The following is a 24548-nucleotide window of genomic DNA, read 5'->3' as shown; positions in this document are numbered from 1 at the left end:
GCCACGTGACTCCTCCGGTCGACCCCGTGCCGCGCGCCTCGCGCCGTGCGACGGTCCGCGGTCTGTTGCTCTGTCGCTCAGTACCGCTCGGTACTGCCTTCTGGCCAATGAGACTGGGGAAAGTCTAACTGTGTGTGGCTTCGGCAGGGCTTGGGTCAGCGGAGTTCGTCGGAGTCGAGCGGCTCCCAGCCGTCCATCAGCTCCTCCGGGTAGGCCGCGACCCGGGCCGAGCGCGGGGCCGGCGGCGCCGACGGTGCCTCAGTGCGGGCCTCGCCACGGGCCTCGGCACGGGCCTCACCGCGCGGTTTGGCGGCGGCCCGGCGGCGGCCCGGGATGGCCCGCAGCGCCTCGCCGATGTCGGCCACCTCGACCACCTTCATGCCCGTCGGCACCTTGCCCGGGTCCGGCGGGACCAGGGCATGGGTGAAGCCCAGCCGGTGCGCCTCGGCGAGCCGCCGCTGCACACCCGTCACCCGCCGCACCTCGCCCGCCAGGCCGACCTCCCCGATCGCCACCAGGTTGCTGGGCAGCGGGGTGTCGGTGGAGGAACTGGCCACCGCGAGCGCGACCGCGAGGTCGGCGGACGGCTCGCTCAGCTTCACCCCGCCCACCGTCGCGGTGTAGATGTCCTGCTTGCCGAGCTTCACACCGCCGTGCCGCTCGACGACGGCCAGGATCATCGCGATCCGGGGCGACTCCAGGCCCGATGTCGTCCGGCGCGGCGAAGGGATCTGCGAATCCACCATCAGCGCCTGCACCTCGGCGACCAGCGGGCGCTTGCCCTCCAGGGTGACGGTGAGGCAGGTGCCGGGGACGGGCTTGTCACGCCTGGTCAGGAACAGGCCCGACGGGTCGGCCAGGCCGACGATGCCCTCGTCGTGCAGCTCGAAGCAGCCCACCTCGTCGGTCGCGCCGTAACGGTTCTTGACCCCGCGGATGAGGCGCAGCCGGGCGTGCCGGTCGCCCTCGAAGCTGAGCACCACGTCCACCAGGTGCTCCAGCAGGCGCGGGCCGGCGATCTGACCGTCCTTGGTGACGTGACCGACCAGCAGGGTGGCCATGCCGCGCTCCTTGGACGCCCGGATCAGCGCGGCCGCCACCTCCCGGACCTGGGCCGGGCCGCCCGGGGCGCCGTCCAGCTCGGCGGAGGCGATGGTCTGCACCGAGTCCAGGATCAGCAGGCCGGGGTTGACCGCCTCGATGTGCCCCAGCACGGCGCCCAGGTCGGACTCGGCGGCGAGGTAGAGGTGCTCGGAGAGGGCGTTGATCCGGTCGGCGCGCAGCCGGACCTGGCCGGCCGACTCCTCGCCGGTGACGTAGAGCGTGCGGTGCCGGTCGGTGGCCGCCTTGGCCGCGACGTCCAGCAGCAGGGTGGACTTGCCGACGCCGGGCTCGCCCGCCAGCAGCACCACCGCGCCGGGGACCAGCCCGCCGCCGAGCACCCGGTCCAGCTCCGGCACGCCCGTCGAACGGGCCGTCGCGACCTGGCCGTCCACCTGGGCGATCGGACGGGCGGGCGCGCTGACCGGGCCGGCGGCCGTCGTCCGGATCGGCACGGCGCCGTACTCCTCGACCGTCCCCCAGGCGTTGCACTCCGGGCAGCGGCCGACCCACTTGGGCAGCTGGTTGCCGCACTCGGTGCAGCGGTACGCCGGGCGCGGCTTGGCGGTGGTCTTGGAACGCGGAGGCATGCGGCCCACGGTAGCGCCTGGGTACGACAGCGACCGTCCGCCACCGGACTCGCCGTGCATCCACACAGATGGGCGATGTTGTTACCCGAAAGAAGTACATACCCGTCGATTGGCGGGGACAGGGCGTCCGGGGTCTCTACCGTCGGACGGGTGACAACGCGAACTGTTGGGCCGGCCGGGCCGCAGACACCCGCCGTACTCGCGGCGTACGACCGGCAGGCGGACGGCCTCTTCACCTACTGCCTCTCGGTGCTGTGCGAGCACGACGCCGCCGCCGACGCCCTGCGCGAGGTCCGTGAACTGGCGCAACGGCACGGCGCCCGACTGGCCGAGCCCGGGCTGGTACGGGCCTGGCTGTTCTCGCTGGCCCGGTACTGCTGCCTGCGGCGACTCGCGGACGGGGCCGGGACCGGGGCCGGCGCTGGGGTCGGGGTCGGGGGCGGGAATGGGTTCGAGGGCGGTCGGGCCTCCGGAGTGGAGCCGAGCGAGGCCGAGGCGGCCCGGCGGCGCCGCGAGCTGGCCTCGCTCGCCTGGCCGGAAGCGGCCGGCACCGACCCGGAGCAGCGCGAGGCGCTGGAGTTGTCCGTCCGGCACCGGCTGACCCCGCTGGAAGTGGCGGCGGTGCTGGGCCAGCCGTTCGAACGGACCCGCGAGCTGCTGGCCGGCGCCGAGGCCGAGGTCGCCCGGACGAGGGCGGCGCTGCTGGTGCTCGGTGTGGGCAGCTGCCCGGAGCTGGACCGGCTCGGCGGGGCCGGGGCGGAGTCCTGGCGGGACTGGGTGCTCGGCCCGGCGCTGCGGCGGGAACTGGTGCAGCACGTGGTGGACTGCCCGACCTGCCGGGGGACGGCGGAGCGGGTGGCCGGCGAGGCGGCGGAGGGGTCGGCGGGGCTGTCCGGGCTGCCGTTGCTGGGCGCTCCGCAGAGTGTGGTGGGGGTGGCAGGTGCCATGCCTGTCCGGGGTGTCGCGGTTGTCGGGGGTGCCGCGGTTGTCGGGGGTGCCGCGGTTGTCGGGGGTGTCTCCGGTCGGGGGGTGGCGGAGCCCGCGCTGCGGTTCGACCAGAGCGGTTTTCCCCGGCACCGGGCGCCGGACGCCGGGCGCGGGCTGGCGGTCCGCCGACGGGTGGTGACCACGGGGGTGCTCGCGGCCGTCCTGGCGGCACCGGTGGTCGCGCTCTGGGCCGGGCACCGGAACGGCGGCGGGCCGGGCGCGGCGGCCTCCGTGTCGGCGGTGCGAGTGGACGAGGCCGGTCGGGAGACCGGGCAGCGGCCGCCGCAATCGGGGGTCGGGGGCCCGGCCGGGCCGGGGGTACCGGGGCTGGAGCTGGCGGGCGGTGCCGGCGCGGGCGGTGTCAGCGGTGCAGAAACGTTGCTTCCAGGTTTTCCACGGCTGACCTTCCAGGGCGCGGTGATCCCGGTCCCAGCCCACGGCGCCACCCCGCTCAGCAGCCCGACCCTGGTCGCCGCCCCGGCCCCCGTCGTCGACCGGGCCTCCGCACCGGGGGCGCCCGAACCGACCCCGACCGGACTCCTCACCGTCGAAGCCGGCGAGTACGGCAGCCGTACGGTCCTCACCCTCACCGACTCCGGCACCACGGAGATCCGCTGGCACGCGGTGACGGACGCCGGTTGGCTCCGGCTCAGCCGCGACTCCGGCACACTCGCGCCCGGCCAGCGGATCACCGTGATCGTCACCGTGGACGAGGACCTCGCGCCGACCACGCACTGGACCGCCCGGATCGCACTGCCGCCCTCGCAGGCGGTGGTCACCCTGGAAGGCGGCCCGCACAACCGCGGCGGCTCGACCCCCTCCCCGACCGACCCGTCCCCGACGGCCACCGCCCCACCGACGGCCACCCCTTCGCCGACCGCCACGGGCGCGCCTTCACCGTCGGGCTCGCCGTCGTCGCCCTCGTCACCGGCGACGCCGTCCGGCCCGCCGACGGGTTCGCCGTCCCCCTCGGGCACCCCGACGGCAGCGCCGACGAGCAGCGCCTCTCCACGTCCGACGGGGCGGCCCACGGCTCCGGCGTCAGCACCGGCATCGGCACCGGCATCGGCGCATTAGGGCGAACGCCGGTTCGGCAGAGAGGTGTCACCCGGCGGGCGTTTCGGGCTTCCGAGCCGCGTGAGCCGTGCACGGGAAGTCGACCAGGCCGACTTCCCGTGCACGGGTGACGGAGCTTGGCCGGGCTTCGGTGCCGGGGCTGGGGTGGTGTCAGGTGCGGTGGATCGGGGGGACCTGGTAGGTGCCGTCCAGGACCAGGGGTTTGGGCTGGTAGAGGCGGATGATGGGGCGGAAGTCGCCGGGTGGGGTGGGGAGCCAGTTGGCGGCGGCGGTCGGGTCCTCGGGCTGGTCGTGCTGGAGGGTCAGGGTGAGGGAGCCGTCGTCGCCGTAGACCAGGCCGGGGGTGCGGTCGCCGATCGAGTAGCGGTCGATCGGGTTCTCCACCAGGTAGTAGTCCGGGACGGAGTACATCGTGACGGACCAGAAGGCCTCGGTCGGGGGCAGCAGGTCGAAACGCAGGGTGTAGCTGTTGGCGCCGGTGAGGGGGCGGCCGTCCGAGTCGTCGTAGGTCATCGCGTACGAGGCCTCGTAGGCGTGGTTGCCCCAGAGGCCGGCCCGGGCGGCGGCGGCGCGGCTGAGGTAGGCGGCGCGACGGTCGGGGATGCGCCATTCGGGGTCGTCCAGGGTGCCGGGGCCGAGGTGGTCGGTGTTGTAGTCGAAGAGGTGGAGTGCGGAGCGCCATTCGCCGGGCGGGTGGTCTTCGGGTGGGCGGGTGGCGTCCTCGACCCGTTCGCGGCCGGCGGCCAGGCCTTTGGCCAGTGAGAGCGTCCATTCGGGGACGGCCGCGCGGTACGGGGAGGCGCCGTCGTCCAGCAGGCCGAGCGGGGCGAAGCGCCGCTGGTACTCGATGTCCGCGGTGGCCGGCAGGAAGGCCTGCATCCACACCCGAAGGCGTTCGAAGAAGGCCAGCCGCTCGGGGACGTTCGGGTCGGGCTCGGGCAGTCCGGCGACCAGGCCGCCGGGCTCCAGCGGTTCCAGGACGAGGGCGGACTGCAGGGCCCGGACCCGGGGCAGGTCGTCCGGGCCGGTGCAGGCGAACCGGCCGACCACGGTGCCGACCGTGGTCGGCAGCTCGATCACCCGGTCCGGGTCCGGCGGGGTGCCGTGCCAGCCGGGCGGGACGATCAGCCAGGTCTGCGCGCTGGTGCCGGTGGCGCGGCGGCCGAGGTAGGCGACGTTGTCCGTCCAGGCGTCGATGAACTGCAGCACGTAGTAGGAGCCCGCGGTGTCCGGGACGTGGAGCACCTGCGGGCCCTCGGAGAGGTCGAGCTGGGCGATCGAGTAGATGGTGTCGTTGTTGACCGAGACGAACTCGTCGGACGGGCCGGCCAGCCGGGTGGCGTGGCTGAAGTGGTTGAACGGCGCCGCCGGCAGGGTGCCCAGGCCGCCCCGGGTGAAGCGATCGACCATGGTGAGGCCGGCGACCAGCGGGTAGCCGTAGACGTACGCGTCGGCGGCCAGTGCCTCCAGCTCGGGCTGGTTCATCGGGGGTCCTTCGTACGGTCGGTCGGAACAAGGGGGTCGGTCGGGACGAGGGGCTTCGGTCAGGACGAGGGGCTTCGGTCAGCGCGGGTCGAGCGGCGGGAGCCGCCAGCGGCCGTCGAGGACGGCCCGGTCCGGGCCGTAGAGCCGGAGCACCACGGTGAACGGGCCGTCCGGGGCGGGCAGCCAGTTGGCGGAGTGTTCGGCGTTGGCGGGCCGCTTGTGCCGGACATAGAGGGTGAGTCCGCCGTCCGGGTCGCGGACCAGTCCGGGGGTGCGGTCGCCGATCGAGTAGCGGTCCAGGGTGTTGTCGACCAGCCGGTGGTCCGGGAGCGCGTACAGGGTGGCGGACCAGGCGAAGCGGGCCGGCGGCAGCGCGTCCGGGGTGAAGCGGATGACGTGGTCGCGGTCGCTCGCGTCCGGCGGCCGGCGGCCCGTGCCGTCCGCCTCCCAACGGCCGTACCAGGCCTCCTCGGTGGGCAGTCCGTGGAGGTCGGCCGCGGCGCCGACGGCTTGCCGGAGGAAGTCCGCGCCGACCTGCTCGCGGGTGCCGAACAGCCCGGCGCGGTCGCGGAGTTCGGCGGTGGCGCGCCGCAGCTGCGCGCGGCCGTCGGCGATGCCTCGTTCGATCTCGGCGCGCAGCTCCAGCGGGAGGGCGGCGGGCTCGAACTCGCCGCGGCCGTCGACGCCGAGGTCGGCGAGGCGGCCGCGCAGGTCGGTCTCGGCGGGCGGCAGCCGGACGGGGCCGTCCGCCGGGAAGAAGCCGAGCAGGAAGTCGAGGAAGGCGAGGAACTCGACGCCGTCCGGGACCTCCTCGCGCCAGACCGGCCAGAGCGGCTCCGGGGCGGGCGGCGGCGCGGGAGTACCGGCGTACTCGTGCAGCGGGCGCAGCCGGTACCGCTCCTGGACGGCGGCGAGCTCGGCGACCTCGGCGGGGGTGTTCCCGGCGAGCCGGGTGCGGCCGAGGATGCCGACCAGCCGGGTGGCGGTACGGATCACGCCGCGGATGCCGGGCGGGGGCTCGCCGTGCCAGTCGGGGCCGGCCACCAGGTGGTCGCCGGCTTCCGGGCCGGTGGTCCGGGAGCCGATGAAACCGGCGTACACGGTGTCGAGTTCGTGCAACGGGAGGACGTAGTAGCGGTCCTCAGCGGGGACCGAGACCACCCAGGGCTCGGTGCGCAGGTCGAGCCAGGCCCGGGAGTACGGGGTGTCACCGGCCTCGCCGCCGGTGACACCGCCGGTGATGCCGCCGGTGACGCCGCCGGTCAGGGGCTCGGCGGGCGTGCGGGCGGAGGTGTCGGCGGGGGTGGGTGGCTGCGGGTGGTGGCGGAAGACGCCGAAGCCGCCGACGTACGACGGGTCCGCGTCGTCCAGGGCCTGGGCGTAGAGGGCGCGGTAGTTGCGCAGCATCGGTTGGGCGCGGATCCAGGCCTCGGCGGCGGTCGCGCGGACGGTGGCCGGGTCCACGAGTGCCGGGTTGACCATGCTGTCGCTCTCCCACTCCGAATCCGGTGGAACCGCCACAGATCTGTACAGACCTGTACAGATGGGATGCTAAGTGGGGCGGGAGGGGGCGGCATGTCGGATCGGGTGCCTCGCGGCATCTGCTCGACGCTGCGGCATTCGCTCGACACCGCGGCATTCGCTCGGCGCCACGGCATTCGCTCGACACCGCGGCATCTGCTGAGCGCGAATCCGGGCGTACGGGCGGAGCGGCGGGGAGAAGGTGAGCGGTATGAAGATCCTCTTGCTCGGGGGCTCGTCCTTCCTCGGACGGGCCTACGCCGCCGAAGCCCTCGCCCGGGGGCACCAGGTGACCACCTTCAACCGCGGCCACAGCGCCGCCGACCTGCCCGGGGTCGAGGCCGTCCGGGGTGACCGCGACAGCGCCGAGGACCTCGCCCGGCTGGTCGACGGCCGCGACTGGGACGCCGTCGTCGACACCTCCGCCCAGCAGCCCGCCCAGGCCTCGCTCGCCGCGCGGCTGCTGCGCGAACGGGCCGGGCACTACACCTTCGTCTCCTCCGTGCACGCCTTCACCGACTGGCCCGCCCGGGTGATCGGCGAGGACTCCCCACGACACCCCTGCCCCGCCGACACCCCGCCCGACCAGCCGTTCAGCCCCGCCCTGAAGGCCGGCTGCGAACGCGCGGTGCTGGAGGGCTTCGGCGCCGAGCGCTCGCTGCTCCTCAACAGCGGGCTGCTCATCGGACCGTACGAGAACGGCGGCCGGCTGCCCTGGTGGCTGGAGCGGATGGCGCGCGGCGGGCGGGTGCTCGCCCCGGGGGATCCGCAGCGGACCATGCAGGTGATCGACGTCCGGGACTTCGCCGCCTTCGGGCTGGACCTGCTGACGGCCCGGACGACGGGCCGGTTCCTCACCACGGCGCCGCCCGGACGGCTGCGCTTCGGCGAGTGGCTGGAGACCTGTCGGGCGGTCGCGGGAGCCCCGGACACCGAACTGGTCTGGGTCCCGGACGGGCCGCTGCTCGCCGAGGGGCCGGACCGGGTCGAGCCGTGGACCGAACTGCCGCTCTGGGCCCCGGATCTGCCCGGGATGGCGGGCGCCTGGCTCGCCGACACCAGCCGGGCGGAGGCGGCCGGGCTGCGCTGCCGGCCGTTCGCCGACACCGCGCGGGACACCTGGGAGTGGCTGCGGACCCGCGGGCCCGCCGAGGACACCGATGCCGACGGGCGCAAGGGGCGGCCGGGCGCGGTGGCGCGACAGGGCATCGAACCCGCGAAGGAGCGACGGCTGTTGGCCGCCTTCGGGTGAGCGAGCCCGCGGAGCGAGCCGGGTGAGCGAGGGCCGGAGCGAGCCGGCGGAGTGGGAAGTCGGACCGGCCGACTTCCCACTCACCAACGGCACCCCGCGCGTACGGCCTCGGTGCGTCCGGCCTCGGTGCGTACGGCCTCGGTGCGTCCGGCCTCGGTGCGTACAGCCTCAGGGCGTAGAGCCTCAATGCGTCCGGCGGGTGACCAGCTCGGCGAGCGCCAGCAGTTCGTCGGCCGCGGACGGTTCCGGTACGGCGGCGGCCAGCTGCGCCATCGCCGTGGCCATCCGCTCACACGACTGCCCCTGCGCCCAGCCGCGCCCGCCGGCCCCCTCGACGGCCGCCGCGCACTGCGCCAACTCCTCGGAGCTCAGGGCGCGTTCGAGTGCGTACAGCTCGGCCAGCCGCTTGCCCTCGACAGTGTCGGAGCCCAGCGCCGCGACCACCGGCAGGGACTTCTTCCGGGCGACCAGATCCGCGCCGACCGGCTTGCCGGTCACCGCCGGGTCCCCCCAGATGCCGATCAGGTCGTCGATCAGCTGGAACGCCAGGCCGATCTCCCGGCCGAAGCCGTCCATCGCCTGCGCCGCCTCCTCGGACGCGCCGCCGTACAGGGCGCCCAGCGCGCAGGCGGCGCCGAGCAGCGCGCCGGTCTTGGCCTCCGCCATGGCCAGGCACTCGGGCAGCGAGACGTCGTTGCGCTGTTCGAAGGCGCAGTCGATCTGCTGGCCCTCACAGAGTTCGACCACGCAGTCGGCGAGTCGGCGGATCGAGCCGTGGGCCGCCGGGTGGGTGTCCTCGGCGAGCAGGCGCAGCGCGAGGGAGTGCATGGCGTCTCCGGCCAGGATGGCCTCGGTGGTGCCGAACACCCGCCAGGCGGTGGGCCGGTGGCGCCGGGTGTCGTCCCGGTCGATGACGTCGTCGTGGAGCAGGGTGAAGTTGTGCACCAGCTCCACCGCGGCGGCCGCGGCGGCGGCCTCGCCGGGCGTACCGCCCAGGGCCTGGGTGGCGGCGAGGACCAGGGCCGGCCGGATCGCCTTGCCGGAGGAGGCCGCGGCGGGCGTGCCGTCCGCCTCCCACCAGCCGAAGTGGTAGCCGGCGACCTTGCGCATCGTGCCGGGCAGTGAGTCGACGGCGGCCCGCATGACCGGGTCGACCAGTGCGCGGGCGCGGGCGAGGATCTCGGCCGCCTCGTGCCCCTCTTTGTGGTCCCGCTCCAGCGTGGGACTCGTCATGGGTCTCTCCCCCTTGTTGGCGCCTGTCGTGGGATGGCCCGGCGCGGGCGGGCCGGGGTCGTGCCGCTGTGGGTGTCGGGCAGTGTCCGGGCGCGGCGGGACGCATCGGGGCCGGGATGCGTCGGAACGCGCCGGAACACGTCGGAACGCCTGCCGGCCGGGGTGCGGTGGGCACCTCCGGCCGGACGGCGTGGATCTCCGATCGGCCCCGCCGGGCCCGTCAGCGCTGCGCGATGTCCACGTTCTCCAGGACGCCGACCGCGTCCGGCACCAGGATCGCGGCGGAGTAGTAGGCGCTCACCAGGTAGGAAATGATGGCCTTGTCATCGATTCCCATGAACCGCACCGAAAGGCTCGGCTGGTATTCGTCCGGAATTCCGGTCTGGTGCAGCCCGATGACACCCTGGTTGTCCTCGCCGATTCGCATCCCGATGATCGAGCTGGTGTTTCCGACGATCGGGATCTTGTTGCACGGGAAGACCGGCACCCCGCGCCAGGACATGATCTGCTTGTCCTCGACCTCGACCGTGCCCGGGTTGATGCCGCGCTTGTTGAGCTCCCGGCCGAAGGCGGCGATGGCCTTGGGATGGGCCAGGAACATCTTGGTGCTGCGGCGGCGGCTGAGCAGCTCGTCCATGTCGTCCGGGGTGGGCGGGCCGGAGTGGGTCTGGATCCGCTGGTCGTACGCGGCGTTCGCCAGCAGGCCGAACTCGGGGTTGTTGACGAGCTCGTGCTCCTGGCGCTCGCGCAGGGCCTCGATGGTCAGCCGGAGCTGGTGCTCGGTCTGGTTCATCGGCTGGTTGTAGAGGTCGGCGACGCGGCTGTGGACCTTGAGGATGGTCTGCGCGACGCTCAGCTCGTACTCACGCGGCTTGAGCTCGTAGTCCACGAAGGCGCCGGGCAGCTCGTACTCGCCCAGGTGGCCGGCGGAGAGGTCGATCGCGGCCTCGCCGTGCTTGTTCTGCGCCTGCTGGAAGCCGTTCAGGTATTCGATGACCTGCAGTTGCAGCGCCTCGGAGCGGTCGTGCAGTTCCTCGAAGGAGGGCCAGGACAGCGCCATCACGGTGCCGGAGGTCGCGGCGCGGACGGTGTACGGCCAGGTGCCGCCGTCCTGCTGGACCGCCTCGTCGCCGAGGTGGTCGCCGTCGGCGAGGGTGCCGACCACCGTCTCCTCGCCGTACTTGCCGGTGCCCATCCGGTCGAGCTTGCCGTGCGCGATCAGGAAGACCTCACTGATCGGCGTACCGGCCTCGACGAGGACGTCCCCCGGGTTGAACTCCCGCTGCACGAAGCGCGAGGCCAGCTCCTCGAGCACGGCCTCGTCCTGGAATCCGCGCAGCACCGGCACCTCGGCGAGCGTCGGCGGGACGATCCGCACCTCGGCGCCGGTCTTGACGAAGCTCACCCGGCCGCGGCCGACCGCGTAGCGCAGGCGGCGGTTGACCCGGTAGGTCCCGCCGGAAACCTGCACCCAGGGCAGCCGCCTGAGCAGCCAGCGCGGGCTGATGCCTTGCATCTGCGGCGCGGACTTGGTGGTCGTGGCGAGGTTCCGCGCGCCCGCCGTGCTCAGACTCTGCTGCTGCCGGATATCCGCCTGCGCGCCGGGCGCAGGAATACCGGCATTGGTTTCGGTCGACATGAGGGGAACCCTTCGCGTGCCCGATGAAGTGTCGCTCTGCACATTCGTGTTGCAGCTTCATGGTGGGCCCGTTCGAGGGCAGCCCGCAATCACTCATTCGAGTGGTTTGGAATAACCGAACAAATAGTACGACTCGATCACCTGATCGAAGTTCATTCGACTATTTATTCGAAAGTACTGGAATCCCGAACCCCATCTTCCCACGGCCCCGGCGACGGCGACGGCGATTCGCCTGCTACAGCGGCCCGTTCCAGTCGAGCGTCGGCTCCAGCACCCCCTCCAGGGTGAGCAGCCAGCGCTTCACCTCGATCCCGACCCGGCCGCCGCCGAAACCGCCGATCCCGTCCGCCGCCACCACCCGGTGGCAGGGCACCAGCAGGGCGACGGGGTTGGCGGCCATCATCTGCCCGACCGTCCGGGCGGCCAGGCCGGGCTCCGTGACGTCCTCGAACACCCCACTACGGGCGGCCAGTTCGCCGTAGGTGACGGTCCGGCCGTACGGCACCTCGCGCCAGAGCGTCTGCAGGACGGCGCGGTGCGGACCGGAGCTCAGGCTCCAGTCGATCGGCAGGCCCAACTCGCGCGTGCGGCCCGCCAGGTAGGCGCCGATCCGCTCGGTGACGGCGGCGACCTTCGACTCGTCGGTGCACGGCGGCGCCTCGTCCTCGCGCCCGCCGTAGCCGGCCGCCGCCACGCCCAGCGGGGTCACCGCGATGTGCATCGGGCCGCTGGGCAGCGGCGTCGGCACGGTCAGCCAGGACATCGACCAGGACTGCGGCACGCTCGGGCCCCCACCCTCCGCCGGACCGGCCGCCGGCCACCCCGGCACCCGGAGGGCGTCCCCGCCCCGCGCGCCATCGTACGGCGGGCGGCCGACGGCCTGGCCGCGGTCGGTTGCCCGGTCATGGTCGGCAGCCTGATCGTGGCCGGTTGCCCGGTCGCGATCGGCTGCCCGGTCGCGATCGGTTTCCCGGCCGCGGTCGGCTTCGGTCAGAGCCGCCCCTTCAGCTGGGTGGCGAGCGCCTGCGACCAGTGCGCCAGGCCGGCGCGGTCCGGGGCGCGGCCCTCGCACAGGAGGGCGAGCTGCGCGTCGTTGATCCGGTTCGGGCCCGGAATCTCCAGCAGGTACGCCAGCTCGGCCAGTACGGTGGCGAGCCGCTCGGCGTCCGCGTGGTCCAGGGAGACCGCGGACTCGTGGTGGCTGATGGTGAGCGAACCGGGCATTGGACAACCTCCTCCATACCCCCGCACCCTCCACGGTACGACCGGGTCGGCCGCCCCGCCCGCCGCGGAGGCGTGCGTGCGCGGGTGGGGCAGCCGGTTGCGCTCCGGGGCCGGCCGGGCGCGGTGCGCGGTGGGCCGCACCGGGGGCCGGGGGTGCGCCCCGAAGCCGTCCGAGGGGTGGGTCAGTTCTCCGGGCCCTCCTCCCAGCGGCGATTCCGTACCGCCGGTATGGCCAACACTACGGCTCCGGAGGCCAGTTGCCAGAGCGCGCCGGGCAGCAACACGCTGTCCGTCCCGAACCGGCCGGCCAACGGACCGGCCACCGCCAGGCCGAGCGGGCCGAGAGCGAAGGAACCGAGCGCGCCGAAGGAGGTCAGCCGGCCGAGCAGTTCCACCGGCACCCACTTCTGCGTCGTCGCGCTGTAGAGCGTCCCGCAGACCGCCGAACCGACCCCGGCCACCAGCGCACCGGCGACCACCCAGAGCAATGACGCCCCGGCCGCGAGCGCCCCGGAGGGCAGCGCCCAGCCCAGGCCGACCACGGTGGCCACCGCGAGCGGGCGGCCCGGCCTGCGGCCGAGCAATCAGCAGTCAGACGCTCTGGCACCTGCTGCACGAGTCCGGCGCCGCGATCGAGACCGTCCTGGCCCTGGACACCGACCACCTCGACCTCCCCCGCCGCCGCACCCGCCCCGGGCACACCCCCGTCCACTGGCAGTCCGGCACCGCCCGTCTCCTCCCCCTCCTCCTCGCCGGCCGCAGCACGGGCCCGCTCTTCCTCACCGACCGCCGCGCCCCTGCCGGCACCCCCGCCCCCGACCGCTGCCCCTACACCGGCCGCGCCCGCCTCTCCTACCGCCGCGCCGCCGAACTCTTCGCCGGCCACAGCGGGAAGCTCGGGCCGGGCCGGACCCTCCGGCAGCTGCGAGCGGCGCGGTAGCCGAGGCTGCCCGGGCGCGGCAGGCGCCGGTCACTCCTCCGGCGGCACCCAACGGCGCCCCTGGGGGAGCAACTCGTCCAGGGTTTCCGCCAGTTGGGGCAGGTTCGGGCGGGCGGCGGGATCGAGGTGGAGGCAGTCGTCGATGGCGGCGGCGAGGGGGCGCGGAAGACGGCGGCTGCGGGCGACCGGGGGGACCGGGCCGTGCGGGGACGGGCCGGGGAAGGGGGTGGTGCCGGTGGCGGCTTCGTAGAGGGTGATGCCGATGCCCCAGACGTCGGTGGCCGCCGTGAGCAGGCCGCCGGAGGCCTGTTCGGGGGCGAGGTAGCCGTCCGTGCCGATGCCGGGGGTGCCCGGGCCCGGGGGGCGGGCGATGCTGAGGTCGAGCACGATGGCGCGCCGGCAGTCGATCACGATGTTGGAGGGCTTGAGGTCGAGGTGCAGGAGGCCCTGGCCGTGCAGGTAGCGGGTCGCCGAGCAGAGGTGCAGTCCGAGCATGGCCAGGTCGGTGGCGGCGGGGCGGCGCGGTCGGGTGTCCAGCAGGTGGGCGAGGGTTTCGCCGGTGAGGGTCTCCAGCACGGCGTACGGCTGCGGGCGCTCGCCCGTGCCGTAGCCGCGCACCAGGTGCGGGTGGGTGAACTCGGCCAGCCAGCGGCCTTCGCGGAGCAGGCGCTCGCGGAGTCGGCGGTCGCGGCGGCGGTCGGACCGGAGCACCTTGACCACGCAGCGGCAGTCCCGTTCCTCGCTCCAGCAGTCGTACACGTCGAGCCAGCCGGTGCGGCACAGATGTGCCAGGACCCGGTAGCCGGGGGCGATGGACTCGCCTGCGGGGAGCGGCTGTCGGGAGCCCATCAGGCCACCCCCTGGAGCGGTGGCCGGTGCAGCCCGTCGAGCCGGGCGTAGCCGTCGTCGCGGGCGAGCAGTTCCCGGTGGGTGCCGCAGGCGGCGACGCAGCCGCCGCGGAGCAGCACGATCCGGTCGGCGTTCCGTACGGTCAGCAGGTTGTGCGAGATGATGATCGTCGTCCGGCCGCGCATCAGCCGGCCCAGCGGCTCCAGGATCCGCCGTCCGGACTCCGCGTCCAGCCCGGTGGTCGGCTCGTCGAGCAGCAGGACGGGCGCGTCCCGGACCATCGCCCGGGCGATCGCGATCCGCTGCCGCTGCCCGCCGGAGAGCAGGCCGCCCTGCCGGCCCACCAGCGTGTCGTAGCCGTCCGGCAGCCGGCTGACGAACTCGTGGGCGTCGGCGGCCTTCGCGGCCGCGACGACCTGGGCGTCGGTCGCGCCCGGCCGCCCGTAGGCGATGTTCTCCCGGACGGTGCCGTGGATCACCAGGGTCTCCTGCAGCAGGACCGCGATGTGCTCGCGCAGGTCGGACAGGGCGAGTTCGCGCAGGTCGATGCCGTCGAGCCGGACGGCCCCGCGCTCGGGGTCGTAGAAGCGCAGCAGCAGCTTGGCGCTCGTCGACTTGCCCGCCCCGCTCTCCCCCACCAGGGCGACCGTCTCGCCCGGCTCGGCGCGGAAGGACACGTCGAACAGCGCCACCCGGGTCGTGCCCGGGTAGCGGAACCACACCCGGTCGAAGGCCACCGCGCCGCGGATCCGGCCGGGGCGCAGCGGGGTCGGCGGATCGGCCACCTGCGGCCGCTGGTCGAGCAGTTCGATGATCCGCTCGGCGGCGGCCGAGGCGGAGTAGAAGCCGTTGCTGAGCCGCGAGATGCCCCGGATCGGGCTGTACAGCCGGCTCAGCAGAGCGACGAAGACGAGGAGTTCGCCGAGTGTCAGACGGCCGGTGGCGAGTTCCCAGGCGCCCAGCCCGAGCACGATCAGCGCGCCGACCAGCTCCAGCAGTTCCACGATCGGCGCGAACAGGGCCCGCAGCCGGGTCGCGGCCATGGTCGCCCGGAACCGCGCCAGGTTCTCCCGGTGGAACCGGTCCTGCTCCCAGTCCTGCCGGTTGTACGCCTGCACCAGCGCGATGTTGTCGAGGGTCTCCTCGGCGAGCGCGCTCACCGAGCCGCTGCGCCGCCGCCGCTCCCGCGACGCGGCCTTCACCAGCACGGAGAAGCGCCGCGCGGTGAACCAGAACACCGGCGCGACGACGAGGGCCACCGCGGCGAGGTCCCACCGCAGGTAGAACAGCACGGCGAGGAAGACGGCCAGCTCGGCGACGTACGCGACCGCGTCGAGGACGCCCGAGAGGAGGAAGGTCTCGACCGCCTCGACGTCCGAGGTCAGCCGCGACAGGACGTCGCCGAGCCGCCGCCGCTCGAAGAAACCCAGGGAGAGGCCCTGCAGATGCCGGAACACGTCCGTGCGCACGGCGAGCAGGAAGCGCTCGCTGACCCAGGTCGAGGTCGTCTCGTCGGCGAAGCGCAGACCCCCCGCCACCAGCGTCAGCCCGGCGTAGCCGAGCGCGACCGGCAGGAACAGCCCGAGCCTGCGCGGCACCAGCACATCGTCGACGACGACCTTGAACAGCCAGATCGCGGCCACGTCGACCAGCGGCCCGAGCAGGACGAACCCCAGCAACAGGGCCAGCCAGCGCCGGCCGCCTCGGGTGTAGGGCCAGAACCGCCCGAACGTCCGCCGCAGCGGGACGGCCGGGGCCGGTTCGACGACCGGGTCCGCCCGGCCGTCGCCGTCACCCGCGTCGACGGCCATCAGGCGCCGCAGCGACCACACGGTACGAATCCAGCCCATGGGACGTGGCCGGGCCTGTGACGGCCCGGCCCTGACAGGACGGCGAAGCCGTCAGTGCCGCGAGTTGCTTCCACGACGGCGGCGACGGTCGTTCGTCTTCGAGTGCCTGGTCTCCTTGCCGGTCCCGGTCCGCTTGCGCGGATGCCGCATCGCCGGCACCAGGTTGGCCAGCATGCTCATCGCTGTCACCTCTCTGTTGGTCCCGCTCGGTCCCCCACCCAGAGGTACGCGCCGGAGGGCGGGGGCGCTCACCGGCGCGTCGGTGCGATGCGCAGGGTCTTCATGGGCGGTGCGGAGTGACTTCGTGGGCGGCGCGGAGTGTTCGTCGGTGCCGGTGCGGGTGCTTCCGGCGGCACCGGGCGGCGACGTCACGGGGCGCGGTGACGTCGCCGCCCGCAGCCGTTACGCAGCCGATGGCCGACCGTGACACGACCGGCCGAGGACCGCGACACGGCCCTCCTACCGTCACTGTCGACGCCCCGGCCGTAGCGGCCGCACCGGCCGTACCGGCTCCGGCCGTACCGGCTCCGGCTGTACCGGCCGGTGGGCGTCCGTGACGAGGACGTGCGCGTCCGGCGCCGACGACGAACGTCCGCGACCGCTGCGCATCACGCCGCGTCACGCGATCCGCGACGTCCCGAGCGACGCGATCCGCGAGGCCGCGCGTGACGCGATCGGTCCGCACCGACGACCGACGTACACCACCGATGCAGATGGAGAACACCGCATGAGCACGAGCAGGAGCCGTACCGACCGTTCGCCCGCCCGCCGCCTCCTGGCGGCCTGCACCCTGACCGGGGCCGCACTGCTGACCGTCGTCACCGGCGGGCAGGCCTGGGCCGACGGCGCGCCGAAGCCCGTCGCGACCGCCCCGGGCGGCGCCGTCGCCTCGCCGGCTTCGGGCGCCGTGCCCACCGCCTCCCCGGCGCCGGCCAACCCGAAGGCCCCCGCCGCCGTGGCCTCGCCGTCCGAGAGCCCGCGGGCCGTACCCACTCCGCAGGCCCCCAACGGCGCCCAGCCGCAGGTCCGTGAGGTGCCGAAGGGCGCCGCGCAGGCCGGTGACGGCTCCGGTGCCGCCGACGGCTCCGGCCTGATGCTCGCGGGCGGCGGCGCCGTCGCGGCCGTCGGCGCCGGGGCGCTGGGCTTCGCCGTCCTGCGCCGCCGTTCCGGTGCGCGCGGCTGACACCGGTCCCGAGTCCGCCGGGCACCCCGGCGCCGTTCCCCCGCACCTGGCCAGGCGGGGAAGCGGCGCCGGGGCCGCCCCGGCGGTGGGGACCGGCAGCCACCGCGACGCCGGGGCCGGGCAGGCCCGCGGCCGCGGGCACGCGCGCGGGCGGCGTCGAGCCGCCAGACCCGGGCCGAGCGCCCTGCGCCGTACGGCCTTCGGCGCGGCGGGCCTGCTCTGCCTGGTGCTCGGCACCTCGCTGGCGCTCTCCGGCCGGGACACCCCGGTGGTGCGGATCGAGACCTCCGGCCACGGCGGCACCGCCGACACCCCGCCGGCGGCACCGGCCACCGGGGCCGCCTCGGCCCCCACGACCGCCGTGCCCGGCGCGCCGAAGCCCTTCGCGCCCGCGCCGCCGACCCGCCTGCTGATCCCCTCCGCCGGGGTGGACGCGCCGGTGACCGACCTCGGCCTGAACTCCGACGGGACGGTCCAGGTGCCGCCCGCCGACCGGGGCGACGAGGTCGGCTGGTACCGCAACGGCCCCACCCCGGGCGAGACCGGGCCCGCCGTCCTGATCGGGCACTACGACACCGTGCACGGCCCGGCGGTCTTCCGGCAGCTGCCGAAGCTGCAGCCCGGCGAACTGGTCCGGGTACGGCGCGCGGACGGCAGCACCGTGGACTTCAAGGTCCGTACGCTGCTCCAGGCCGCCAAGGACGGCTTCCCCACCGAGCAGGTCTACGGTGACACGCCCGCACCCGCGCTGCGGCTGATCACCTGCGGCGGGCGGATCGGTTCGGACGGCCACTGGACGGACAACATCATCGTGCTGGCGGACCTGGCCTGACCGGGCCCGACCTGCCCGTCGTCCCGGCCTGACCCGACCTGCCCGTCGTCCCGGCCTGACCCGCGCCGCTCCGGCCCGGGCGGAACCGCGGGCCGCCGTCCGGGCGACCTACCACCAGGACGGCCACGGGGCGACGAACCGGCACCGCGCCGCAGACCAGGAGGACGAACACCGACCGTGGCAGCACCACCCGCACCCCGTCGCCGGCCCGGCGCCGTCCCCGTGGCGGCCCTGGCCGGCCTGGTCGTTCTCCTCGCCCTCGCCGCCCTGGCCTTCGGCCGGGCCACCCCCGGCGGCCTGCGGGACCAGGGCCCGGCCCGGGCCGTCACGCCATCGCCCGTCCCCCGGCCGCTGTGGCCGAACCCGGCCTCCTCGCAGTCGACGCCCCCGTCCGACACCGGGGCCGGCGGCGCCACCCAGGCGCCACCGCAGCCCGTACCGGACCTGACCGTCCCAGGGCGCGACATCACCGCGCTCGACGTCCGCACCGTCCTCGCCAAGGACCCGGCGGTGACCCCGGAGGAGCGGCAGGCGCTCGGCTCCTGCACCGGGTGCGAGGTCCGCAGCCCCGAGTTCCGCGACCTCACCGGGGACGGACGGCTCTCGCTGATCACCACCGTCAGCACCCCCGGGCCGGTGGTGCTGCACGTCTACACCCTCGCCCCCACCGAGGACCGGCTCCTGCCCGTCCTGCGGGTGCAGGTCCAACGGACCTTCAGCGCCGAGACCATCGGCTCCGAACTGTGGCTGTACGAGTCGACCAGCGTCTACGTCCGCACCAGCAGCCACTACCGCTGGGACGGGGTCAGGCTCGTCCTGCTGGAACGCAAGGACGAAGGCCTCGGCGTGCTGCCGCCCACCGGCCCGGACAGCGCCCAGCCGCCCAGCGCCACCCCCAGGTCCCCCGCGTCGCCGGCCCGCTCCCCCGTCGTCGGACCGCCGGAACCGGCCCCCGGCGCGGCCGTCCCCTCCGCGCGCGCGGCCCGCCCGACCTCCCAGCCCGCCGCCCCCACCGCGACCCCGGAGCCGAAGCGATGACCGCCCCCGCCCACCCGCACATCCTCCTGGTCGAGGACGACGAGGTGATCCGCGAGGCCACCCGGATGGCCCTGGAGCGCTACGGCTTCCCGGTCACCACCGCCGCCGACGGCCTGGAGGGCCTGGAGGCCTTCCACGCCGTCCGGCCCGACCTGCTCCTGCTGGACGTCATGCTGCCGCTGCTCGACGGGGTCGGCCTCTGCCGCCGGATCCGCGAGGAGAGCCAGCTGCCGATCCTGATGATGTCCGCGCGCACCGACCCGGTGGACGTGGTCTCCGGGCTGGAGGCCGGCGCGGACGACTACGTCGTCAAGCCCTTCGAGAGCGCCGTCCTGGTCGCCCGGATCCGTACGGTGCTGCGCCGCATCCGCGTCGTCCCGGCGGCCGACGCGCCCGGCATCCCCTCGGCCGACTCCCCGGCAGCCGGCTCCCCCACAGTCGGCATCCCCGCAGCCGCGACCGACGCCCCGCAGCCCCCGGACGCCCCTGCGTCCCCGTCCTCCGCCGCCGTCCGCAGCTTCGACGGCCTGCGAGTGGACACCGACAGCATGGAGGTGCGGGTCGACGACCGCCTCGTCCCGCTCACCCCCACCGAACTGCGGCTGCTGCTGGAGTTCACCGCCGCGCCCGGCATCGTGCTGGAGCGCTCCACCCTGCTCGAACGGGTCTGGGACTACGAGTGGGGCGCCGACACCCGGGTCGTGGACGTCCACGTGCAGCGGCTGCGCGCCAAGATCGGCTCCGGCCGGATCGAGACCGTCCGCGGGTTCGGCTACAAGCTGCGGCGCCCGGCATGACCCTGCGCCGCCAGATCGCCACCGCCGTCGCCGCCATCTCCGTCCTGGTCGCGGTGGCCGTCGGCCTGCTGGTCCACCAGGCGATGATCCGTCAGCACGTCGACCAGGCCCGGGCCACCGCGCTCGCCGCCCTCGACTCGGCCCTGACCGACTACGGCCGCAACCGCGAACTGGCCGGCCGGGGCGCCGCGCTGGACGACCCCACCCTGCCCGGCCCCCTGCGCACCCTCGCCGGGGGCGGCCGGCAGGGCTCGCTGCTCGCGGCCGACGGGAAGGGCGAGTCGATGTGGGCGGCCTCCCCGGTCCAGGACGGGGTGCTCTCCGTCCGGGTGGGCTTCGCCCAGGACCGGCAGGCCATCGCCGACCTGGACCGGATCATCCTGCTCACCGTCGTCGCCGCGGTCTTCACCACCGTGCTGGCCGGCGTGCTCGTCGCGGACCGGATCAGCCGCCGCCTGCGCACCGCCGCCACGGCCGCCCGGGGCATCGCCGCCGGCGGGACGGACACCCGGATCGGCGAACTCGTCGACGGCAAGGACGAGGTCGCCGACCTCGCCGCCGCCGTCGACCTGATGTCCCGCACCCTGCACCGCCGCCTCGCCGACGAGCAGCGCTTCACCGCCGACGTCGCCCACGAGCTGCGCACCCCGCTCACCGGCCTCGTCACGGCCGCCGAACTGCTGCCGCCCGGCCGCCCCACCCAGCTCGTCCAGAACCGGGTCCAAGCCCTGCGCGGCCTGGTCGAGGACCTCCTGGAGGTCTCCCGCCTCGACGCAGACGCCGAGTCCCCCGACCTCTGCGCCGTCCCCCTGGAACGCGCGGTGCGCCGCACCGTCTCCCTCACCGGACTGGACGTCACGGTCGAGGTCACCGAAGCCACCGCCGACCGGCAGGTCCGCACCGACCTGCGCCGACTGGACCGCATCCTCGGCAACCTGATCCTCAACGCCCACCGCCACGGCGCCGCCCCGGTCCACCTCCACGTCGACGGCCACCGCATCGCCGTCCGCGACCACGGCCCCGGCTACCCCGACGACCTGCTCCGGCACGGCCCCCAGCGCTTCCGCACCAACGTCCCCGAACGCGGCCGCGGCCACGGCCTCGGCCTCACCATCGCCACCGGCCACACCCGCGTCATCGGCGCCACCCTCACCTTCGCCAACCACCCCGCCGGCGGCGCCCTCGCCACCCTCACCCTCCCACCCGACTGACACCCCGGGCCGGTCCGTGACCCATGGCACCTGCTTCGGCCGCCTTTGGCCGCAGTCCTTTGCCGACGCTAAGGTGTGGCGCCTACGCGGCGGATCGCTCCCCTGAGGAAGGTTGGGATGGGGCTCATGGATGCAGACCACGCGGGGCTGGTGGTCGCGGCGCAGGCCGGTGACGACCGGGCGCGCGAGGAACTGATCGCCGCGTACCTGCCGTTGCTCTACAACATCGTCGGGCGTGCGCTGAGCGGACATGCCGACGTCGACGACGTCGTCCAGGAAGCCCTGCTGCGCGTGGTGCGCGACCTGCCTGCCCTGCGTGCCCCGGAGAGCTTCCGGTCCTGGCTGGTGTCGATCACGCTCCGTCAGATCAGTACCCACCGCCACCGGCAACGCGTCTTCGCCGGCCGGAGCGCGGTCATCGACGAGGCGCACCAGATACCGGACGCCGGCGCCGAATCCGAGGACATGACGATCCTGCGTCTGCACGTGTCGGACGAGCGCCGCCAGGTCGTCGAAGCCGGCCGGTGGCTCGACCCGGACCATCGGGTGCTGCTGTCGCTGTGGTGGCAGGAAGGCGCCGGCTCGCTGAGCCGTGACGACCTCGCCGCCGCGACGGGGCTCACGGCCGCCCACATCGGAGTGCGCCTGCAACGCATGCGCGAGCAGCTGGATCTGAGCCGGACGATCGTCGCCTCGCTGAACGCCGACCCGCGCTGTCCGCAGTTGGACGAGACCGTCGTCGGCTGGGACGGTCGCCCCGCATCGGTGTGGCGCAAGCGGATCGCGCGGCACACCCGCGGATGCCCGGTCTGCGCGGCGACGACGGCCGAACGGATTCCGGCCGAACTCCTGCTCCTCGGCGTCGCGCCGCTGGCGGTCCCGGCCGGGCTCATCGCCGCGCTGGCCGCCAAGGGCTTGCTGTCGGGTACGGCCGCGAGCGCCGCCGGCCTGGCCACGGCACAGGTCGCGGCAGGCACGGCGACGGGGGGAGGCGGCCTGCACAGCTCGCTGATCGCCAAACTCTCCGCGGTGACCGCTCATCCTCTGGTGAGCCTCGCCACCGGCGCGGTGCTCATCACCGGCGCCGCCACCACCTACGCGACCTGGCCCGAACCGGCGCCTCGGGTGCCCGGCGTCACCGCCGCTCCCACGGTCGGCAGTCCCACGCCGACCTCGCCGGGCACCACCACCTCGGCCGGACCGTCTCCGGTGAGCCCGTCCGCCATCGCAGCCGTGGTTCCGCTGGGCGCACAGTCGCTGGAGTCCGTGGACGACCCCGCCCTGTACCTCACGTACGCCGGCGACTTCGCGACGCTCGGCCGCGTCGACGCGTCCAGCAGCGCGCAGACCCGGCAGCGGGTCACCTTCACGGTCATCGGCGGCCTGGCCGACACCCGGTGCGTCACCTTCCGCGCCGCCGACGGCCGCTACCTGCGCCATCGCGACCTGCGGCTACGGCTGAGCACCGACGACGGCAGCGAGCTGTTCCGTGAGGACGCCACCTTCTGTCCGCTCCCCGGGGCGGTGGCCGGGTCGGTGACCCTGCACGCGCACAACTATCCCGGATCGGTCCTCCGCTACCGCGACGGTGGCATCTGGCTCGACGGCTCCGACGGCACTCGGGCCTTCGCCGGCCAGGCTTCCTTCATCATCCGCAAGGCCTGACGGGGACGACCAGGCCGCAGGGCTCGGCGTAACGCTTTCCGCCTGCGAGATGCATCACCGGGCAATCGTCCGGATCGCGCCACCTTTTTCGTTACGGGGCCGTGAGTCCGGAGGCCTCCCATGTGTGGGGTGCTCTTCCCGCCGCTCACCCTGACGGGCCGGCATGGGAGGTGCTTCCCCACTGAGGAATCCCCGGAAGAAAGCCGCTCCAATGATGCGACACACCCACGAACCCCCGGCCGAGGCGCGCACGATCGCGGCGCCAAGGGTGACCCGCAACCCGCGGGGAGAGTCATGAAGGGTCTGCACCGGCTCAGCCGGCGTCGCCAGGTAGTGGCGGTAGCAACGTCGGCCGCGGCGCTGGTGGCCGGTGTCGTGGCGCTCCTCCCCAATTCCGCCGGAGCCGCCGCCCTGGGTACCCAGGCGACCCCCTCCGGCAGGTACTTCGGCACCGCTGTGGCCGCCGGCCGGCTCGGGGACTCGACGTACACCGCGATCGCGGACCGGGAGTTCAACATGATCACCCCGGAGAACGAGATGAAGTGGGACGCGATCGAGCCGTCCCGCGGCAACTTCAACTTCGGGGGCGCCGACTCGATCGTCAACCACGCCTCGGCGCACGGCCAGCGGATGCGCGGCCACACCCTGGTCTGGCACTCGCAGCTCCCGTCCTGGGTCAGCTCCATCGGCGACGCGAACACCCTGCGCGGCGTGATGGACAATCACATCACCACCGAGATGTCCCACTACAAGGGCAAGATCTACGCCTGGGACGTCGTCAACGAGGCCTTCGCCGACGACGGCAGCGGCCGGCACCGCAGCTCGGTGTTCCAGAACGTGCTGGGCGACGGCTTCATCGAGGAGGCCTTCCGCACCGCCCGGAACGTCGATCCCTCGGCGAAGCTCTGCTACAACGACTACAACATCGAGAACTGGACGGACGCCAAGACCCAGGGCGTCTACACCATGGTCAAGGACTTCAAGTCCCGCGGCGTGCCCATCGACTGCGTCGGCTTCCAGAGCCACTTCGGCGCCGGCGGCCCGCCGTCCAACTTCCGGACCACACTGTCCGACTTCGCCGCTCTGGGCGTTGACGTCCAGCTCACCGAGCTCGACATCGCCCAGGCGTCCACCACCGCGTACGCCAACGCGGTGAACGCCTGCCTGTCCGTCGCCCGGTGCACCGGCATCACGGTATGGGGCATCCGCGACAGCGACTCCTGGCGCAGTGGCGAGAACCCGCTGCTGTTCGACCGCAACGGCAACCCCAAGCCCGCCTACACCGCCGTCATGAACGCCTTCAAGGCCGCCTCCGGCACCGGAACGGGTGGGACGGGCGGAGGGAGCGGCACCGGGGAGATCAAGGGCGTCGCCTCCGGTCGTTGCATCGACATCAACGGCTTCACCACCGTCAACGACACCCAGGCGCAGCTGTGGGACTGCAACGGACAGACCAACCAGCGGTGGACCTACACCTCTGGCAAACAGCTGATGGTCTACGGAAAGAAGTGCCTGGCCGCCAAGGCCAAGGGCACCAGCAATGGCACGGCAGCGGTCATCGGGGACTGCAACGGCGGCGCCGACCAGCAGTGGAACATCAACGCGGACGGCTCGATCGCCGGCGTCCGGTCCGGGCTGTGCCTCGACGCCGTCGGCGCGGGCACCGCCAACGCCACCAAGATCCAGCTGTACACCTGCTGGTCCGGCGGCAGCAACCAGAAGTGGGCCGGCCTGTCCGGGACGTCGACCCCGCCGGGCGGCACGTGTGCCCTGCCGTCGACGTACCGCTGGTCGTCGACGGGTGCGTTGGCGCAGCCGGCGAACGGGTGGGCCTCGGTGAAGGACTTCACGGACGTGGTCTACAACGGCAAGCACCTGGTCTACGCGTCGAACGTGAACGGGTCGTCGTACGGCTCGATGATGTTCAGTCCCTTCTCGAACTGGTCGGACATGGCGTCGGCCGGCCAGAGCGGCCTGCCCCAGGCCGCGGTGGCGCCCACGCTGTTCTACTTCGCGCCCAAGAACATCTGGGTGCTGGCGTACCAGTGGGGTGCGTGGCCGTTCATCTACCGCA

Annotated in this window: 21 protein-coding genes; 10 read left to right on the top strand and 11 right to left on the bottom strand. The window is 74.0% G+C overall.

Annotated features, from left to right (window positions below):
* Positions 1-155: 155 nt before the first annotated feature.
* A complete protein-coding gene (gene radA, locus ACZ52J_RS04965; protein ID WP_360495769.1) occupies positions 156-1691 on the bottom strand; it encodes a DNA repair protein RadA in 1536 nt (511 codons plus the stop codon).
* A 150-nt stretch (positions 1692-1841) separates the two neighbouring features.
* On the opposite strand from radA, the gene ACZ52J_RS04960 reads away from it, so the two are divergent.
* On the top strand, positions 1842-3755 hold the full coding sequence (locus ACZ52J_RS04960) for a BACON domain-containing protein (RefSeq protein ID WP_465615921.1): 1914 nt from the start codon (positions 1842-1844) through the stop codon (positions 3753-3755).
* 150 nt (positions 3756-3905) lie between these two features.
* On the opposite strand, the gene ACZ52J_RS04955 is transcribed toward ACZ52J_RS04960, so the two are convergent.
* A complete protein-coding gene (locus tag ACZ52J_RS04955; protein WP_465615919.1) occupies positions 3906-5240 on the bottom strand; it encodes a DUF1254 domain-containing protein in 1335 nt (444 codons plus the stop codon).
* 78 nt (positions 5241-5318) lie between these two features.
* Complete coding sequence (locus ACZ52J_RS04950; RefSeq protein ID WP_465615917.1) at positions 5319-6722, bottom strand: DUF1254 domain-containing protein; 1404 nt, start codon at positions 6720-6722, stop codon at positions 5319-5321.
* A gap of 250 nt (positions 6723-6972) precedes the next feature.
* On the opposite strand from ACZ52J_RS04950, the gene ACZ52J_RS04945 reads away from it, so the two are divergent.
* Positions 6973-8013 (top strand): NAD-dependent epimerase/dehydratase family protein, encoded by a 1041-nt coding sequence (locus tag ACZ52J_RS04945; protein ID WP_465615915.1) that lies wholly within the window; start codon positions 6973-6975, stop codon positions 8011-8013.
* Between the two features lie 183 nt (positions 8014-8196).
* Here ACZ52J_RS04945 and ACZ52J_RS04940 read toward each other — a convergent pair whose 3' ends face one another.
* From ACZ52J_RS04940 to ACZ52J_RS04920, 5 genes are all read right to left on the bottom strand, one after another.
* Positions 8197-9246: a family 2 encapsulin nanocompartment cargo protein polyprenyl transferase gene (locus tag ACZ52J_RS04940; RefSeq protein WP_465615913.1), complete on the bottom strand. Its 1050-nt coding sequence runs from the start codon at positions 9244-9246 to the stop codon at positions 8197-8199.
* Between the two features lie 220 nt (positions 9247-9466).
* A complete protein-coding gene (locus ACZ52J_RS04935; RefSeq protein ID WP_465615911.1) occupies positions 9467-10885 on the bottom strand; it encodes a family 2B encapsulin nanocompartment shell protein in 1419 nt (472 codons plus the stop codon).
* A 235-nt stretch (positions 10886-11120) separates the two neighbouring features.
* Complete coding sequence (locus ACZ52J_RS04930; RefSeq protein WP_465615909.1) at positions 11121-11666, bottom strand: methylated-DNA--[protein]-cysteine S-methyltransferase; 546 nt, start codon at positions 11664-11666, stop codon at positions 11121-11123.
* A gap of 209 nt (positions 11667-11875) precedes the next feature.
* Positions 11876-12109, bottom strand: a complete 234-nt coding sequence (locus ACZ52J_RS04925) for a hypothetical protein (protein ID WP_360495792.1) — start codon at positions 12107-12109, stop codon at positions 11876-11878.
* Positions 12110-12291: 182 nt separating this feature from the next.
* Positions 12292-12588 (bottom strand): hypothetical protein, encoded by a 297-nt coding sequence (locus ACZ52J_RS04920; protein WP_465615907.1) that lies wholly within the window; start codon positions 12586-12588, stop codon positions 12292-12294.
* Positions 12589-12596: 8 nt separating this feature from the next.
* Between ACZ52J_RS04920 and ACZ52J_RS04915 the strand changes: the two genes are divergently transcribed.
* Positions 12597-13049 (top strand): hypothetical protein, encoded by a 453-nt coding sequence (locus ACZ52J_RS04915; protein ID WP_465615905.1) that lies wholly within the window; start codon positions 12597-12599, stop codon positions 13047-13049.
* 30 nt (positions 13050-13079) lie between these two features.
* On the opposite strand, the gene ACZ52J_RS04910 is transcribed toward ACZ52J_RS04915, so the two are convergent.
* From ACZ52J_RS04910 to ACZ52J_RS04900, 3 genes are read right to left on the bottom strand one after another with little or no spacing between them, the layout of a single operon-like run.
* A complete protein-coding gene (locus ACZ52J_RS04910; RefSeq protein WP_465615903.1) occupies positions 13080-13898 on the bottom strand; it encodes a serine/threonine-protein kinase in 819 nt (272 codons plus the stop codon).
* Positions 13898-15748 carry an ABC transporter ATP-binding protein gene (locus ACZ52J_RS04905; RefSeq protein WP_465615901.1) on the bottom strand — a complete coding sequence of 617 codons (1851 nt, stop codon included), beginning with the start codon at positions 15746-15748 and terminating at the stop codon, positions 13898-13900. The genes ACZ52J_RS04910 and ACZ52J_RS04905 overlap by 1 nt, the downstream gene beginning before the upstream one ends.
* Before the next feature lie 51 nt (positions 15749-15799).
* On the bottom strand, positions 15800-15928 hold the full coding sequence (locus tag ACZ52J_RS04900; RefSeq protein WP_360495807.1) for a hypothetical protein: 129 nt from the start codon (positions 15926-15928) through the stop codon (positions 15800-15802).
* A 547-nt stretch (positions 15929-16475) separates the two neighbouring features.
* Here ACZ52J_RS04900 and ACZ52J_RS04895 point away from each other — a divergent pair.
* The 7 genes from ACZ52J_RS04895 to ACZ52J_RS04865 all read left to right on the top strand — a co-directional run.
* On the top strand, positions 16476-16931 hold the full coding sequence (locus ACZ52J_RS04895) for a hypothetical protein (protein ID WP_465615899.1): 456 nt from the start codon (positions 16476-16478) through the stop codon (positions 16929-16931).
* Entirely contained in the window at positions 16918-17763 is an 846-nt protein-coding gene (locus tag ACZ52J_RS04890) for a class F sortase (protein WP_465615897.1), read from the top strand. Before ACZ52J_RS04895 ends, ACZ52J_RS04890 begins: the two co-directional genes overlap by 14 nt.
* A gap of 177 nt (positions 17764-17940) precedes the next feature.
* Positions 17941-18801 carry a hypothetical protein gene (locus tag ACZ52J_RS04885; RefSeq protein WP_465615895.1) on the top strand — a complete coding sequence of 287 codons (861 nt, stop codon included), beginning with the start codon at positions 17941-17943 and terminating at the stop codon, positions 18799-18801.
* Positions 18798-19598, top strand: a complete 801-nt coding sequence (locus ACZ52J_RS04880; protein ID WP_465615893.1) for a response regulator — start codon at positions 18798-18800, stop codon at positions 19596-19598. Before ACZ52J_RS04885 ends, ACZ52J_RS04880 begins: the two co-directional genes overlap by 4 nt.
* Positions 19595-20809 carry a sensor histidine kinase gene (locus tag ACZ52J_RS04875; protein ID WP_465615891.1) on the top strand — a complete coding sequence of 405 codons (1215 nt, stop codon included), beginning with the start codon at positions 19595-19597 and terminating at the stop codon, positions 20807-20809. The genes ACZ52J_RS04880 and ACZ52J_RS04875 overlap by 4 nt, the downstream gene beginning before the upstream one ends.
* 126 nt (positions 20810-20935) lie before the next feature.
* Positions 20936-22474: a sigma-70 family RNA polymerase sigma factor gene (locus ACZ52J_RS04870; RefSeq protein WP_465615889.1), complete on the top strand. Its 1539-nt coding sequence runs from the start codon at positions 20936-20938 to the stop codon at positions 22472-22474.
* A 294-nt stretch (positions 22475-22768) separates the two neighbouring features.
* The coding region (locus ACZ52J_RS04865) for a non-reducing end alpha-L-arabinofuranosidase family hydrolase (RefSeq protein ID WP_465615887.1) at positions 22769-24548 on the top strand (1780 nt) is incomplete at its 3' end.

The organism is Kitasatospora sp. NPDC034035 (genome assembly GCF_055575755.1).
The sequence above is the reverse complement of the archived record's forward strand: the minus strand, read 5'-3'. Positions and strand labels throughout refer to the sequence as shown.

Bases quoted from the DNA above. Each gene is read 5' to 3' on its own strand.
- radA (WP_360495769.1), bottom strand. From the start codon at position 1,691: ATGCCTCCGCGTTCCAAGACCACCGCCAAGCCGCGCCCGGCGTACCGC.
- ACZ52J_RS04955 (WP_465615919.1), bottom strand. From the start codon at position 5,240: ATGAACCAGCCCGAGCTGGAGGCACTGGCCGCCGACGCGTACGTCTAC.
- ACZ52J_RS04950 (WP_465615917.1), bottom strand. From the start codon at position 6,722: ATGGTCAACCCGGCACTCGTGGACCCGGCCACCGTCCGCGCGACCGCC.
- ACZ52J_RS04945 (WP_465615915.1), top strand. From the start codon at position 6,973: ATGAAGATCCTCTTGCTCGGGGGCTCGTCCTTCCTCGGACGGGCCTAC.
- ACZ52J_RS04940 (WP_465615913.1), bottom strand. From the start codon at position 9,246: ATGACGAGTCCCACGCTGGAGCGGGACCACAAAGAGGGGCACGAGGCG.
- ACZ52J_RS04935 (WP_465615911.1), bottom strand. From the start codon at position 10,885: ATGTCGACCGAAACCAATGCCGGTATTCCTGCGCCCGGCGCGCAGGCG.
- ACZ52J_RS04925 (WP_360495792.1), bottom strand. From the start codon at position 12,109: ATGCCCGGTTCGCTCACCATCAGCCACCACGAGTCCGCGGTCTCCCTG.
- ACZ52J_RS04915 (WP_465615905.1), top strand. From the start codon at position 12,597: ATGACGCCCCGGCCGCGAGCGCCCCGGAGGGCAGCGCCCAGCCCAGGC.
- ACZ52J_RS04910 (WP_465615903.1), bottom strand. From the start codon at position 13,898: ATGGGCTCCCGACAGCCGCTCCCCGCAGGCGAGTCCATCGCCCCCGGC.
- ACZ52J_RS04905 (WP_465615901.1), bottom strand. From the start codon at position 15,748: ATGGGCTGGATTCGTACCGTGTGGTCGCTGCGGCGCCTGATGGCCGTC.
- ACZ52J_RS04900 (WP_360495807.1), bottom strand. From the start codon at position 15,928: ATGAGCATGCTGGCCAACCTGGTGCCGGCGATGCGGCATCCGCGCAAG.
- ACZ52J_RS04895 (WP_465615899.1), top strand. From the start codon at position 16,476: ATGAGCACGAGCAGGAGCCGTACCGACCGTTCGCCCGCCCGCCGCCTC.
- ACZ52J_RS04880 (WP_465615893.1), top strand. From the start codon at position 18,798: ATGACCGCCCCCGCCCACCCGCACATCCTCCTGGTCGAGGACGACGAG.
- ACZ52J_RS04875 (WP_465615891.1), top strand. From the start codon at position 19,595: ATGACCCTGCGCCGCCAGATCGCCACCGCCGTCGCCGCCATCTCCGTC.
- ACZ52J_RS04870 (WP_465615889.1), top strand. From the start codon at position 20,936: ATGGATGCAGACCACGCGGGGCTGGTGGTCGCGGCGCAGGCCGGTGAC.